Genomic DNA, 13,720 nt, shown 5'->3' with positions numbered 1-13,720 from the left:
ATGATGCCACTGTTGCGACGTTTCCACCAGGGGAATTCGGCGTGTCGCCCGATTGTGCAGCGTCTTCTCAGCCGTTCACAGGTCGGCGTGCAGGCTCCACACCCTCTCCGCCGCGCCCGCCCAGGAGAACGCGCGCGAGCGGTCCGATGCGAGCACCCGCAAGCGCGCAGAACCGTTGCCCGCCGCATCGGCGAGCGCGTCGGGCAGGTCGTCCGGCGCGGCGAACATCCCGCCGTCCGCGATCACGTCACGGTGGCATCCGGTATCGCTCGCCACGACGGGCACCCCGACGGTGAGCGCCTCGACGGCGCGCCACGGCCACCCCGCGACCGTCCTCGTCGCCGCGTAGGCGGACGCCCCCGAGAGCACGGCAGCGCGGTCCGCTGCCGACAGCGCACCGCGCACGTGCGCGCGCCGTTCGGGCAGGCCTGCGGCGGAGGCGACCTCGGCCAGCCGCGGCTCCGAGCCCTCCGGGGCGTCGAGCACCACGGCATCGACGCCGGCGGCGACGGCTCCACGGAACCCCGCCGCGAGGGTGTCCGCCGATCCGGTCAGGACGATGTACTCCGACGGCAGGGACAGCGCGCCCCGCCGGGACTCGGCGTCGGCAGGCACGGCGAAATCGTGCGGCGGTGCGCCGGCGATGACGCGGATCCGGTCGCCGAGTCGGGCGATCTCGGCCAGACGCTCCCCCACGGCGTGGGTCGGCACGACCACGGCGTCCGCGTGCCGCGCGGCACGGCGGAGCATGCCGCGCTGCCAGGCCACGGCCGACTTCGACAGGGCGCCCGGGTCGTCCCAGGCGCACAGGTCCCACACCGTCACGGTGGTCTGATCGTGGTCGTGCACCCTGTCGTGGCGCACGAGCGGCGCCATCAGCGTGGGCGCATGGATCATCCCGCCGCCCACACCCGGAGCGATGCCCAGCTGCCACGAGGCCGCCAGTTCCCGGCGACCGAGACCGAGCGTGCGCACCTCGTCGACCCCGGTGACGTCCACCTGCGCGCCCGCCGGTACGATCGCGTCGACCGCGCAGCCGGACGGGGCCGTCGCGACGAGCCCCGCCGTCAGCTCACGTGCCGCCGTGGCCTGGTCCTGGTCCACGACGTGCACCAGTTGATCCAGAACCACACGCAGCCGAGCACCCATGGGTTCAGGCTAACCGCGGCATGCTGCGGAGCCGTGGAGCGCACCGCCCGCCGGTCCGCAATTTCAGCGTTCCCACAGCAACGCATGACCTCACGTGCGCGCTCCATGGCCTCGCGCGTACCCACCGTGCTTGAATGCTCGAGTGAGCGATGGCCGACTTCCTGCCCGACGCCGATGGATCGGATGGACCATCGGCATCCTCCTGACGCTGCTCGTGATCGCCATCGGCTGGGTCACGGTCCGCGGCATCGGCGCGGTGGACGATCTGCGTCAGGTCGCGAAGGGCGCGACCCAGCTGAAGCAGGCGATCGCGGAGGGCGATCTCGATGGCGCGGAGCCCATCTCCGATGCCATCGCCCGCAACGCGGCCTCCGCCCATGACCTCACCTCCGATCCGATCTGGCACGCGTTCGGCGTCCTGCCGTGGGTCGGTCCGAACTTCCAGGCCGTCAACGAGATCGCCGAGATCGCGGATGACGTATCGACCGAGGCGCTGCGACCCCTGCTGCAAGTCGGCGCCGATCTCGACCTGTCGAGCCTGGGCTTCACCGACGGCGCGATCAACCTCGCGCCGTTCGCCCAGGTCGAGGAGCCCCTGGCCGCCGCCGCGGCGTCGCTCACCTCCGCCGACGACCGAGCCAAGCGCATCGACGCCGATGCGACGCTGCCCCCTCTCGCCGATGCCATCCGTCAGATGCGAGGATCCGTCACGCAGGCGGCGACGGTCGTGGGCTCGCTGCACGGCGCTGCTGTGCTCCTGCCCACGATGCTGGGCGGCGACGGGCCGCGCACGTACGTGCTCGCGATGCAGAACAACGCCGAACTGCGCTCCTCGGGCGGCATCATCGGCTCGATCGCCCTGCTGCACGCCGAGAACGGGCGGGTGACCCTGCAGAGCCAGGCATCCACGCGCGACTTCCCCGCCCTCGATGTCCCCCTCCCGGTGAGCGAGTCCACCACGGCGCTGTTCGAGGATCGCCCAGGACGGTTCCTGCAGAACATCACCAGCATCCCCGACTTCCGCGAGGCCGGCGAGACGATCGCGGCACGGTGGGTCGGGCGTTTCGGCGGCCAGGTCGACGGGGTGATCGCCGTGGACGCCCTGGTCGCCGAGCATCTGATGGAGGTTACGGGCGACCTGACGTTCGGGCCCTTCACGGCGACGTCCGACACGATCACGAGCATTCTTCTGTCGGAGATCTACGCGGCCGTCCCCGACCCCGTGGCACAGGATGACATCTTCGCTCTTGCAGCCGGCGGCCTGTTCGGAGCAGCCCTGTCGGGCGGCGATCCCCAGGCTCTGATCGGCGCGCTGGCCGATGCCGCGGGCGAGGGTCGGATCCGCATCTGGAGCGCGCACGAGGACGAGGAGACCCTGCTCGCCGCGAGCGCCCTCGGCGGCACGATCCCCCCGGACTCGGCCGACACGAGTCACGTGGGCGTGCTGTTCAACGACGGCACCGGCGCGAAGATGGACTACTACACGCGCGCCACGATCGCGACCGCCGTCGGGCGCTGCGACGGAGAGCCGACCACGCAGATCACCGTCACCTGGACGAACACCGCACCCGCCGACGCGGCGACCTCCCTGCCCCCGTACGTGACGGGCGACGGGTTCTACGGCGTGCCGCCCGGCACCGTGCGCACGCTCATCGCGGTGTACGGCCCCGAGGGCGCCACCCCGTCCCACGTGGACAGGGACGGTGAGGACGACGGCGTGCAGACGGCGATGCTCGGCGACCGGTCCGTCGTGCAGCACGAGGTGCAGCTGGCGCCCGGCGAGTCGACCACCATCACCGTCGAGTTCCAGGGCACGGGTGCCGGTCAGCGGCTCACCGAGGTGCTGCACACCCCCCTGATCACGGGGCCGGAGCTGACCAAGGACACACTCCACTGCGGTTCGTGACAATCTCCCTCGAATGGGGTACTGTCATCTCACTGGGGAATAACTGGGGTCTGTGAACCTGCCGTGGGGGCAGGAGACCTCACGCAGTCGGACGCAGGGGTGTGTCCGGAGGCGATTCCGCGTGACATTTCTGGGGAGAGATCATGCTGAAGAAACTGGCTGCCATCAGCCTTACCGCTGGCGCGCTGGTACTCGTCGCGCCGACCATCGCAACCGCTGCGCCGACGATTCCGGACGCATCCAGCGATTCGTACCCCTCGCCTCCCGGTGTGAAGGTCGGCGACCCGATCATCGACGTGTGCGAGGTCTCCACCATCGTCTTCGGCCCCGGGTACTTCCTGCCGTCCGAGAACGTGGCGGTCTCCGTTTCCGGCAAGAACGCGGGCAAGGCCGCGACCTCCGGCAACACCGCCGGCGCCGACGGCAGCATGACGCTGACGTTCCGCCCGCCGGCCGACGGTGAGGGCTCCTACGCCGTCGCCTTCGGGGGCTCGCGTCCGTACACCGCCACGATCACCGTGTCGCACGGCCACGACGCCGCGTCCAGCTGCGATCACGACCCTGCCGTCGCACCCGCGGGTACCGAGCTGCCCCTGACCGGCGGCGGCATGGAGCTCGCGCTCACCGGCGGCTCGGTCTCGCCGTGGGTGCTCGGCGGTGGAGCTGCCGCCCTGGTCGCCGGTGGGGCGCTCGTCGCCACCGGGATCGTTCGCCGCAAGCGCGCCTGAGCCTGGCTGCCGCCTCGCGCGGTGGTCGGCTGGACGACGGTGATCCCTCCCCCTCCGATCACCGTCGTCTGGCGAATCCGGTGCTGCACCGGACGCCCACGGGCGACGACCCTCGGGAGCGTCGCCCGTGGGCTGCGCCATGCCCACGCGGAGCGGGCCCCCTCCGTCAGGGGCTGGGCGTGGGGGTCGACGTCGGCGGGTGCAGCGCCTGCTGGATCATCTGGTGGATGTACCCGTAGTCGGGGTTGTGCTCGTCCACGCCCGAATCCGGGGTCAGCTCGATCGTCGTGACCTGCTGCTCCTTCGCCTTGAGCATCAGATCGAAGAACTCCGGAAGCTTGTCCTGGGGCAGATCGGTGCTGATCAACGCCGTGCCCGCCGCGGCGACCTCGTTGAACCGCGTCAGCACGGTCTGCGGCGTGAACTGAGCCAGGATCGCCTCCTGAAGTTCCCGCTGCCGCTTCATGCGGTCCCAGTCGCTGGTCGTGTAGCGCGAGCGGGCGTACCACTGCGCCGTGTCGCCGTCCATGTGCTGCTGTCCCGGCTCGATCCAGCCGATCGCCCACTCGTTCACGTCCGTCCCGGTCCATCCCTCGGGCGGACCGCCCTTCGGGAGACGCTCGGTGACGTTGATATCGACCCCGCCCAGCGCGTCGACCAGGTCGGCGAAGCCGTGCATGTCGACGAACACGTAGTACGGGATCTCGATCCCGAGGACGCCCTCGGCGGCATCCTTCGTCGCTTCGATGCCCGGCTCGGAGCCCTGGGCGACCGCCTTCGGGTACAGCTCCGCTCCTCCGTCGTCCCGGCACACCTCTGCGGCGTAACGCACGTGGTTCATCCAGCCGTTCCACCCGCAGGTCGACGAGCTGTGCCCCTCGAATCCGTTCGGGTACTGCGCCTGCATGGGACTGCCGTCGCTGAACGGCGCATTCGGGAGCTCACGCGGAATGCCCGTGATCGTGACCGCACCGGTCTCGGCGTTCACCGACACGACCGAGATGCTGTCGAAACGCATGGAGTCGCGGCCGTCCCCGCTGTCCGCACCGAGCAGGAGGATGTTGTAGTAGCCGTCGCTCGGCGGGAGGCTCGGTCCGCTCTGCCCGAAGATCGCCCCGACGGTTCCCCGCACGGATCCCACCGATGTCGCGGCGTAACCGGCGGCGCCGCCGACCAGACCGAGGAGCACGAGCGCCACCACGGGGATCGCCAGCCGCGAGGGGTTGGGGACCTTGACCAGCCGCACGAGGCGCAGGGTGTCGAGGGTCAGCACGATCCACAGCACCACGTACGCCACCAGCAGCACCTGGACGATCGTCAGCACCACGGCGGAGAAGAACCCGCCGGCGACCGTGAGCCACAGGAGGACCGGTCGGGCGAACAGGGCGAGACCGACGGTCACGATCACCAGCAGCCAGGCCGTGAGCGTGGCGCCGAGACCGAACCGACCGAGACGGCGGTTGCCCGCCAGCACCTGAGCGGACCCCGGAAGAAGAAGGTTCATCGCGATGAGCCACCACCCGCGTTTCGACATCATCCCGGGGTCGGTGGAGTCCGGGTGCCGCAGCGGCCGGGTCTCGATGATCGGGCGCTGTCGTGCGCGCGGAGGCGCAAGGGTCACAGCGAGTCCTTCAGCCGTTCGTTCTTCGCCGCGACCTGCGACTCGAGATCGGCCGCGTAGGCCTCGACCCGGTCGGCGAGCTCCGCGTCGGCGGCGCCGAGGATGCGGGCGGCCAGGAGGCCGGCGTTGCGGGCCCCGCCGATCGAGACGGTCGCCACGGGGATCCCCGCCGGCATCTGCACGATCGACAGCAACGAGTCCATGCCGTCGAGGTACGCGAGCGGCACGGGAACACCGACCACGGGCAGCGGCGTCATCGACGCGAGCATCCCGGGCAGATGGGCCGCTCCGCCGGCCCCCGCGATGATCACGCGGAGCCCTCGCGCGCGGGCCTCCCGCGCATACGACATGAGCTTGTCGGGGGTGCGGTGCGCCGAGACCACCTCGACCTCGTGCGGGATCCCGAAGTCCGTCAGGGCCTGCGAGGCGTCACTCATGACGCGCCAGTCGGAGTCGGACCCCATGACGACGCCGACCACGGGCGCAGCGGAGGAGTGAAGTGGCTCTGTCACCAGAACAGGCTACGGGCTCGCGCTGGGAGAACACCCCAGCGGCACGCGGCTGCGCCCAGGTCCCGTCCGCCTCGCGTCACGCGAAGTGCGCGGCGGCCGCCCGAGCGACGTACACCGCGTCGTCCAGGTCCTCCCCGGCGACGTTGACGTGTCCGACCTTGCGACCCGGACGCGGCGCCTTGCCGTACGTGTGGATCTTGGCGCCGGGGTGCTCCGCCATCGCCGACGCGAACCGCTCGTCGAGCGTGGCACCGATCGGGCCGCCGAGGATGTTCACCATCACCGACCACGACGCGCGAGGAGCGGTGCTGCCCAGCGGCAGGTCGGCGACCGCGCGCAGGTGCTGCTCGAACTGTCCGGTCACGGCGCCGTCCTGGCTCCAGTGCCCGCTGTTGTGCGGACGCATGGCCAGTTCGTTGACGAGGATGCGCTCGTCGTCGGTCTCGAACAGCTCGACCGCGAGCATGCCGGTGACGCCGAGACCCTCCGCAATGGTGCGTCCGATCCCCTCCGCCACCTCGACCAGCCGATCGCCGGCGGCCGGGGCGGGCGCGATGACCTCGGCGCACACCCCATCGCGCTGGACGGTCTCGACCACGGGGTACGCGATCATCTCTCCCCCGCTGCGCCGGGCGACCTGCTGGGCGAGCTCGCGGACGAACGGCACGAGCTGTTCAGCGAGCAGTGCCTCCCCCTCACCGAGGGCGTCCAGCCAGTCCCGTGCGTCGTCGGCGGAGCGGACGACGCGCACGCCCTTGCCGTCGTAGCCGCCCCGCGGGGTCTTGACCACGGCCGCGCCACCCTGGGCGTCGAGGAAGGACTGCAGCTCGGCGACGCTCCGCACCGCTGCCCACTCGGGCTGCGGCACCCCGAGGTCGGCGAGACGGGCACGCATCGCGAGCTTGTCCTGGGCGAACTGGAGCGCGTCGGGCCCCGGGTGCACCGCGACGCCGTCGGCGACGAGGGCCCGCAGCACGTCCTGCGGCACGTGCTCGTGATCGAAGGTGATGACGTCGACGCCCTCGGCGAACGCGCGGACCGTCGCGAGGTCGCGGTAGTCGCCGACGGCCGTGGCCGCGAGCCCGGCGGACATGCCCTCGTCCTCCGCGAGCACCCGCAGGTCGATCCCGAGCTCGACCGCCGGAGCGATCATCATCCGTGCCAGCTGTCCTCCGCCGATCACGCCAACGCGCAACGCCATGTGCCGCCTCCATTCGTTGGTCCCATTCTTCCGCACTCGAGGGCGCGCGAGGGACCGCGGGTCAGAGGGTGTCGGTGTCGTCGGCGGTGGCCTGTGCGTCGCGGTGCGCGAGGATCTGCCCGACCTCGATCTGGTCCGCCAGCGTCTCGTGCACCAGGGTCACGTTCGGGACGTTCGGCAGCCGCAGCGGAGCGTCGACGCCGTTGGACAGCGTCACGGTGCCGCACCCCCACAGGCGCTGGAGCGGTCCGCGGCGCACCCCGATCGTGTACCCACGCGCGTGCGACATCTCCCTGCGCTGCCGGGAACCGATGCCCTGATGCGCGATCACCCGTCGCGTCGTGATGGTGGTGGTGCGCGAGTACCAGACGACGAAGGGGACCACGACCGCGAGCAGGACCACGGCGCCGGCCGCGGCGAGCAGCATCCAGTTCTCGAACCCGGCCGGCAGGTTGTCGTACAGGTAGGCAGTGAGCCCGAACGTCGCGATGAGCACCACTGCGGACCAGAACAGGCGTCGCGCGTGGCTGCGGAAGCGCGCGATCAGCAGCTCTTCGGCGGGGGCCCCGGGCGGCGGCATCAGCGGCCGCCCGCCGAGCGTCACGGGCTGGGTCACCCCACCATTGTGCCCCGGGAGACCGACAACGCCGGTCGCCGGGCGGCGTGTCCCCGCGTCACGCGGGCCGCACGTGCACCACGTCGCCCGCGGAGACCGCGCGCGTCGCGCCGTCGGCGACCACGAGCAGCCGCCCGGCCGGGTCGAGGGCGCCGGCGGTTCCTTCGAGCGAGCTGCCGTCGGGCAACGAGACGCGCACCGCCTGGCCGACGGTCGCACAGCGCGCCGTCACCGCGGCGTGCAGGCCACTGGTGAGGCCGTCCTCCCCCGCGGCGAGCGCCGTCAGCCACCGGTCGAGCCCCGTGAGGTAGGTGACGAGCAGCAGGTCCTCGTCGACGGCGGCGTCCTGCGCTGCGAACGAGGTGGCTGTCGGCACCGGCAGCTGCTCCCGCGACATGCGCGTGTTCACCCCTGCGCCGACCACCACGGCGTCGGCCGTCGCCTCCGCCAGGATCCCGGAGATCTTCGCACCGTCGACCAGCACGTCATTGGGCCACTTCACGGCGACCTCGCAGGCGGGCAGCTGTGCGGCGACCGCATCGGCCAGTGCGAGCCCGGCGGCGAGCGGGATCCAGCCGCGAACAGCCGGATCACGGGGAAGGTCACGGAGGAGCACCGAGACCGCGAGCGCGGTACCGGCCGGCGCGACCCAGGTGCGATCCAGGCGTCCGCGCCCCGCCGTCTGATCCTCCGTGACGAGCACGGACAGGTGCGGCCAGGCCCGCTGATCGGCCGCGGAAGCGCGCAGGTCGGCATTCGTCGAGCCGGTGGCCTCGACGACCACGAGCCGGGAGGCGACTGCGGCGGTGCGCGGCAGATCGAGGCTCATGCGTCCTCGTCCTCGGCTTCCTCGTCGTCGTCGTTCTGATCGTCGCGCACGGTTCCCACCTCGTGGGCGCGCCAGCGATCCCACTCCTGCATGAGCTGTTCGATCGCCCCGTGGAACTTCGCGGTCGCGACTCCGGGGGTGGTGTCGCCGAAGTAGTGCTGCACCCACATGCGCAGCCGCGCGACGGCCGCCTCGTCGGCCCGCACCCGGTCGACCTCGGAGACGATGTCAGTCGCACCCTCGACCGTCAGCCACTCGCAATCGGAGAGGTAGCCGGTGGTGTCGACGGCGGCCTCCGGGTCGACGGGGCGGGTGATCATCAGCGGCTTGCCGGCTGCGAGCCGGTCGTAGACCATCGCGGAGATGTCGACCACCGCGACATCGGCCGCCGCGAGCTGCCACCCCAGCTCGGGACCGTCATCATACACGTGCTGCGCGGCGGGATCGGCCGCGTTGGCGGCGGCGATCGCCGCGAGGATCCGGCGGTGCGCGGCACCGTAGGCCTCGTCCACCACACCGCTGCGCGGATGGGGCCGGTAGATCACACGATGACGGCCGCTCGCGAGCAGCGCCGACACGAGCGCCTCGCCGTGGGAGGCGATCGACCCGTAGTGGGCGCTCGGCCGGTCGCCCTCCCACGTCGGCGCGTAGAGCACCACGATCCTGTCGTCGGGTGCGTAGGGCAGCACGCCCGAGTAGTGGTCGGCCTGCGGGCGGCCGATCTCGATCGTGCGACGGTCCACGTCGTAGTCCCACAGCGTGCGCGACAGCCGGTCGCGGGCGGCCTGCCCTGCCACGAACGCCCAGTCGTACGCCTTGTACTGGTTCGTGGTCATGTACATCTTGTCGGACTCGCCGTGGTTGATGAACACGTGCCAGCGGCGACCGTAGCGGAACATCTGGAAGTTCCGGGTGTTCTGGTTGACGTACAGCACGATGCGGATGTCCTGCGTCGCGATGAAACGCTCCAGATCGCGCACCTTCGGGACGAACGCGACGGGAGGCGCATCTTCGTCGAGCAGCTTCTCGGCTCCCGTCGCCTGGCGCGAGAGCACCACGACGGGCCAGCGCTTCGAGAGCTCCGCGAGGGGTCGGTACCACTGGCGCATCTGGTACATGTTGACCGCACCGTCGGCGAAGTACACCGCGATCTGGAAGTGCTCGGGCGGATAGGGTTCCCGTTCGGCGAGCCGACGGCGCACGCGCTGCACGGCAGAGCGGGACTCGAGTGCCCGTCGCAGCAGACGGTAGGCCTTCTTCGCATCAGACAGTGCACCCATCCCTCCAGGATAGTTCGTCGCTCGCGCCCCTCCCGGCGGAGGGACGGGAGCGGTGGACAGCCCTCAGCCAGCGAGGGAGCCGCCGTGACATGATCGACGTGTGCCCCCAGAGAAGACGACCGACCCCGCGACCGGAGTGTCGTTCGTGATGCCGGTGCTCAACGAGCGCGCCTACCTTCGGCACGCGGTCGAGTCCGTCCTCGCGCAGGAGGTCGGGGGTCCGACCGAGCTGGTCCTCGCTCTCGGGCCCTCCTCCGACGGCACGACCGAGCTGGCACGCGGTCTGGCCGCCGCCGACGACCGCATCCGGCTCGTCGAGAACCCCGCCGCCCACATCCCGGTCGGGCTCAACGCCGCCATCCGCGCAAGCCGCTACCCCACGATCGTCCGGGTCGACGCGCACTCCGAACTCGCCCCCGGCTACGCGGCCCACGCCCTGCAGACGCTCGCACGCACGGGAGCGGCGAACGTGGGCGGCGTCATGCACGCGGAGGGCCGCACGCCGTTCCAGAAGGCCGTCGCCCGGCTCTACAACTCCCCCGTCGGACTCGGCGGAGGCGCGTACCACGGAGGCCGCACCGAGGGCGAGGCCGAGTCGGCCTACCTCGGGGTGACGCGCCGCGCGGTGCTCGACGAGGTCGGCCTGTTCGACGAGACCATCCGCCGCGGCGAGGACTGGGAGCTCAACCTGCGCATCCGGCAGGCGGGCCACGCGGTCTGGTTCGACCCGGAGCTGTCCGTCACCTACTGGCCGCGCGAGAACTGGCTGCGCCTGGCGCGACAGTTCCGGGCGACCGGGGCGTGGCGTGGGGAGCTCGTCCGGCGGTTCGGCCGCAGCAACGGCCTCCGCTACTTCGCGCCGCCCGCCCTCGTGCTGCTCGTGGTGCTGGCGGTGGTCGTCGGCGTGCTGCAGCTCACGGGCGTGCTCGGCGGGGTGGCGTCGATCCTGGCGTCCGTGCTCGTCTACGGGCCGATCGTCCTGTACGTCCTGCTCGTGGTGGCCGTCGCCTGTGCGCGCGGCGGCGGAGACCTGCGGCAACGGCTGTGGACTCTCGCGGTGCTGCCCACCATGCACCTGTCCTGGGGGCTCGGGTTCCTGACCGGCGTGCTGCGCGGTGCCAGAGACACGGTGGACGCCTCGCGCCTGGGCAGCCGCAACACGCCGCTGCCCTGACCTACGGGGTGATCAGCGGGTCACGAACCCCAGGTCGAGGATGCGGTCGACGACCCGTCGCGCCGCGTGCCCGTCGTCGCGCGTGTTGAACTGCCGACGCCACGCCGCATAGCGCTCCGCGTACCTCTGCTCGTGCTCGGGATCGTCGAGCGCCGCCACCAGCTCGTCCTGCGTGCGCACCAGCGGACCGGGAGCCCGCTCGGCGAGGTCGAAGTAGAACCCGCGCAGCTGCCCGCGGTAGTGGTCGAGGTCGGGGACCAGGAAGTAGAGCGGCTTGCCGGTCACGCTGAAGTCAAACATCACGGACGAGTAGTCGGTGACGAGGGCGTCGGCGGCGAGCAGCAACTGGGATGTCTCCGGGTAGCCCGTGACATCGATCACACGGGCCCCTGCCCTGTCCCTCCCCTGCTCGAGCGTGCGGGAGTGCCCGCGGACGAGCACCACCGCGTTCGCCTGACGGGCGAGGAGCTCGGGGTCGACGAAGTCGACCATCTCCGCGCGGTCGTCACGCCAGGTGGGCGCGTACAGCAGCACGCGCTCCTCGTCGCCGATGCCGAGCGCCGCACGCACCGCCGCAGGGTCGCCCGTGATCAGCGCGTCGTTGCGGGGGTAGCCGTCGACCCAGATCGGACGACCGAAGAACGCGTAGGCCTTGCGGAGGATGCGCTCGGCGTAGGTGTTCTGCGCCAGCAGCACGTCCCACCGCCTGGACTCCTTCACCACGGCCGCCATGCGGCGCGGGTCGAAGCCGGGGCGGTGCAGGGCGAGCCGCTTGAGCGGGGTGCCGTGCCACGTCTGCAGCACCTTCTGTCCCGGCTTGCGCGCGAACCGTCGGCGCAGCCAGTCGTTCACGATCAGCAGACGTGCGGCACCGCGGGCACGCCACCACTCCGGGCTGCCCTCCACCACCGCGATCGCACCATCGGGCACGGCGACCGACAGATCGACCACGCTCCAGTAGCGCCGCACCTCCGGTGCCCGCTGCGCGAGCTCGCGGTCGATGGCCCGCGGGTTGCAGCCGACGCTGCGGCCGTAGAAGCTCTCGAAGAACACCGCGTTCTCGGTGCCGCCGGCCTGCGACACGTAGCGCTCCTCGAGCGTCGATCGCCCCTCCGTGGTGTCGTACACCGGATCGATCGGCGCCGCGATGCGCACCGTGGCGCCGTCGACCGCGATCCGCACGCCACGCAGGACGACGGGAGCGATGCGGAGTTCTGTCACATCCACGCCCTCGATCGACAGCGCGTACTCGCCCGACGGCAGCGGCAGCTCGGGCTCGCCCCACCGCGACGCCTGCAGCGGGAACGTCGCCTTCCACGTCTTGCCGCCACCGGTCAGGCGGGCAGACACCCGCGCCCGCGGTCCTGCGAGCTCGGCGATACCGGGTCGCTGGCCGGGCCCGGCGATGATCAGCGCCTCCGCCTCGACATCGATGCGGGCCGTCGTCATGCTGCTCCCTTCGGCGCGGGCACACCCCGCGAGCGGATCGCCCGGTAGACGCGACGGGTGTTCTCCCCGTCGCGGAACGCGTGCATCTCCGCGCTGAGCGTAGCGGACCGCGTCGCGGCATCGGCGAAGGCGGCGGGATCCCCCAGGAGCGCGTCGAGCTCCGACAGCAGCGCCTGCCATCCCTCGGCCGCACCGGTCGTGGCGACATCCGCGTAGCGTCCATAGAAGCCGCGGGTGCGGGCGTACTCCTCCGCGTCGGGCGCCAGGAACGCGACCGGCATGCGCAGCAGTCCGACGTCGTACGCCAGCGACGAGTAGTCCGTGACCAGCACGTCGACCGCGGCGAGAGCCGGTGTCACATCGGGGAGCACCGCGCTCGGCAGCATCCGGACCCTGGCGGTCGGCAGGGGCGGCGCGTAGGAGCCGGCGCCCAGGGGGTGCGAACGGACCAGGAGCACAGCATCGTGGCGCTCCAGCAGCCGCACGACCTCGATCCACTCCTGAGCGGTCGGGACGGACGGATCGGGAGCGCCGTCACGCCACGTCGGCGCGTACAGCAGCACCCGAGCGGCGGGCGGCAACTCCCCCGCGGCACCGACCAGCACGGCGCGCGCCGCCGCGCGGCGTTCCGCCTCGGTGCCGGCGGACAGCACGTCCACGCGCGGCTCGCCGGTCACCACGACCCGGTCGTCGCCCAGTCCGAATGCCGACTCCAGGCGCCCGCGGGCCCGGTCGGATGCCGCGGGCAGCACACGGATGCGCTGCGCCGTTGCGCGGTAGAGCACCCCGATGAGGCGCCGCAGCAGCGGGGCACCCGGAACCGGCGGAACCTGTGTCGTCGCGGGCGAGTCGAGCCCGATGCGCTTGAGCGGGATGCCGTGCCACAGCTGCACCACGAACGCACCGCCGTTCGCGTACCGGTTCACATCACCGAGTCCGTGCGTGACCACGACGACTCCGGCCCGCGCGGTCGCCCACCAGCCGCGCAGCCCCGAGCGGGGAACGGTGCGGATGCCCAGCGCACCGGCGTCGCGCGCCTCGCGGTCGTCGGCCGTGAGCCAGAGCGTGTCGTGACCGAGAGCGGCGGCGTGACGTTGGAGCGCAAGAGCTCCGTCGCCGATCCCGGCGCCGCAGCCGAAGACCCAGCGCCGGCCCCGGGGGACGAGCAGTGTGCCGAGGCGTCCGAGGGCGTACAGCGGGATGCGGAGCAGCTTGGCCGCATTGCCGGTGCCGAAAGAGAAGGACGCCACCCCGC

General features: G+C 71.6%; 12 protein-coding genes. 3 read left to right on the top strand and 9 right to left on the bottom strand.

Annotated elements, in window-relative coordinates; genetic code table 11:
• Nucleotides 1-75 precede the first annotated feature (75 nt).
• Entirely contained in the window at nucleotides 76-1,149 is a 1,074-nt protein-coding gene (locus ACFV3I_RS07910; RefSeq protein ID WP_206251498.1) for a glycosyltransferase, read from the bottom strand.
• Nucleotides 1,150-1,291: 142 nt separating this feature from the next.
• Here ACFV3I_RS07910 and ACFV3I_RS07905 point away from each other — a divergent pair, with 142 nt between their 5' ends.
• Both ACFV3I_RS07905 and ACFV3I_RS07900 read left to right on the top strand, forming a co-directional pair.
• Nucleotides 1,292-3,055: a DUF4012 domain-containing protein gene (locus ACFV3I_RS07905; protein ID WP_378822670.1), complete on the top strand. Its 1,764-nt coding sequence runs from the start codon at nucleotides 1,292-1,294 to the stop codon at nucleotides 3,053-3,055.
• Nucleotides 3,056-3,198: 143 nt separating this feature from the next.
• A complete protein-coding gene (locus ACFV3I_RS07900; RefSeq protein ID WP_136029937.1) occupies nucleotides 3,199-3,783 on the top strand; it encodes a hypothetical protein in 585 nt (194 codons plus the stop codon).
• A 166-nt stretch (nucleotides 3,784-3,949) separates the two neighbouring features.
• On the opposite strand, the gene ACFV3I_RS07895 is transcribed toward ACFV3I_RS07900, so the two are convergent.
• From ACFV3I_RS07895 to ACFV3I_RS07870, 6 genes are all read right to left on the bottom strand, one after another.
• On the bottom strand, nucleotides 3,950-5,404 hold the full coding sequence (locus tag ACFV3I_RS07895) for an LCP family protein (RefSeq protein WP_136029939.1): 1,455 nt from the start codon (nucleotides 5,402-5,404) through the stop codon (nucleotides 3,950-3,952).
• A complete protein-coding gene (gene purE / locus ACFV3I_RS07890; RefSeq protein WP_136029996.1) occupies nucleotides 5,401-5,868 on the bottom strand; it encodes a 5-(carboxyamino)imidazole ribonucleotide mutase in 468 nt (155 codons plus the stop codon). The genes ACFV3I_RS07895 and purE overlap by 4 nt, the downstream gene beginning before the upstream one ends.
• 124 nt (nucleotides 5,869-5,992) lie before the next feature.
• Nucleotides 5,993-7,117, bottom strand: coding sequence for a 5-(carboxyamino)imidazole ribonucleotide synthase (locus tag ACFV3I_RS07885; protein WP_378822668.1), 1,125 nt, complete (start codon nucleotides 7,115-7,117; stop codon nucleotides 5,993-5,995).
• A gap of 61 nt (nucleotides 7,118-7,178) precedes the next feature.
• Nucleotides 7,179-7,733: a PH domain-containing protein gene (locus ACFV3I_RS07880; RefSeq protein WP_378822667.1), complete on the bottom strand. Its 555-nt coding sequence runs from the start codon at nucleotides 7,731-7,733 to the stop codon at nucleotides 7,179-7,181.
• 58 nt (nucleotides 7,734-7,791) lie between these two features.
• The gene (locus tag ACFV3I_RS07875; RefSeq protein ID WP_378822666.1) at nucleotides 7,792-8,562 is read right to left on the bottom strand and encodes a biotin--[acetyl-CoA-carboxylase] ligase; all 771 of its coding nucleotides are present in this window, start codon (nucleotides 8,560-8,562) and stop codon (nucleotides 7,792-7,794) included.
• Nucleotides 8,559-9,842 (bottom strand): CDP-glycerol glycerophosphotransferase family protein, encoded by a 1,284-nt coding sequence (locus tag ACFV3I_RS07870; RefSeq protein WP_136035935.1) that lies wholly within the window; start codon nucleotides 9,840-9,842, stop codon nucleotides 8,559-8,561. The genes ACFV3I_RS07875 and ACFV3I_RS07870 overlap by 4 nt, the downstream gene beginning before the upstream one ends.
• A 148-nt stretch (nucleotides 9,843-9,990) precedes the next feature.
• Here ACFV3I_RS07870 and ACFV3I_RS07865 point away from each other — a divergent pair, with 148 nt between their 5' ends.
• A complete protein-coding gene (locus ACFV3I_RS07865; RefSeq protein ID WP_378823213.1) occupies nucleotides 9,991-11,016 on the top strand; it encodes a glycosyltransferase family 2 protein in 1,026 nt (341 codons plus the stop codon).
• A 12-nt stretch (nucleotides 11,017-11,028) separates the two neighbouring features.
• Here the strand turns inward: ACFV3I_RS07865 and ACFV3I_RS07860 are convergent, their stop codons facing one another.
• Together ACFV3I_RS07860 and ACFV3I_RS07855 are read right to left on the bottom strand one after the other, a co-directional pair.
• Complete coding sequence (locus ACFV3I_RS07860) at nucleotides 11,029-12,465, bottom strand: CDP-glycerol glycerophosphotransferase family protein (protein WP_378822665.1); 1,437 nt, start codon at nucleotides 12,463-12,465, stop codon at nucleotides 11,029-11,031.
• The gene (locus tag ACFV3I_RS07855; protein WP_378822664.1) at nucleotides 12,462-13,715 is read right to left on the bottom strand and encodes a CDP-glycerol glycerophosphotransferase family protein; all 1,254 of its coding nucleotides are present in this window, start codon (nucleotides 13,713-13,715) and stop codon (nucleotides 12,462-12,464) included. The genes ACFV3I_RS07860 and ACFV3I_RS07855 overlap by 4 nt, the downstream gene beginning before the upstream one ends.
• Nucleotides 13,716-13,720 lie beyond the last annotated feature (5 nt).

It is taken from the genome of Microbacterium sp. NPDC059771 (assembly GCF_042732495.1).
GTDB classification, from domain to species: Bacteria; Actinomycetota; Actinomycetes; order Actinomycetales; family Microbacteriaceae; genus Microbacterium; species Microbacterium sufflavum.
Note: the sequence above shows the minus strand (reverse complement) of the source record. Positions and strands in the feature narration are given on the sequence as shown.